This window comes from Streptomyces diversicolor (assembly GCF_057537855.1).
In genome coordinates, this window is the sequence record NZ_BAAJXA010000157.1 from 1 (window position 1) to 570 (window position 570).

1 pseudogene is annotated in these 570 nt (G+C 67.0%); it reads left to right on the top strand.

What is annotated here, in order from left to right:
• Positions 1-560, top strand: a pseudogene (locus tag AC27LF_RS45610) (IS5 family transposase); the annotation flags it as partial.
• Positions 561-570 lie beyond the last annotated feature (10 nt).

A 570-nucleotide genomic window follows, 5' to 3' on the forward strand; every position in this document is an offset into this window, starting at 1 on the left:
CATCGGGCAGTCCTGGACGAACTCGGTGCGCGCGGTGAAGTGGACTGGACCTCAGTGATCGTGGATGCGGCCTCGGTCCGCGCGAAAAGGGGGGATCGCTGACCGGGCGCAATCCGGTCGACCGGGGCAAGAAGGGCAGCAAGCTGCACGTCCTGTCCGACGCTCAGGGCTTACCTCTGGCGCTCGGTGTGTCTGGTGCGAACGCCCATGACAGTCAGGCTCTGCTGCCGCTGGTCCTGGGCATACCCGCAATCCGGTCGCGGCGCGGTCCGCGCCGGCGCCGTCCCGGCAAGCTCCGCGCGGACAAGGCCTACCACTCCGCCGAGTACCTGAGGTGGCTGCGCAGCCGCGGCATCATCCCACGCATCGCCCGCCCGGGCATCGAATCCAGCGAGCGACTCGGCCGGCACCGCTGGAAGATCGAAAGGTCGATCTCCTGGCTCTTCGGCTACCGCCGCCTCACCGTCCGGTACGAGCGGAAAGGCACACACTTTCTAGGCTTCCTCGGTCTCGCGGCCGCACTGACCTGCTACAAGAAGCTGACCAACCTCACCACGTGAGACAAGCTCT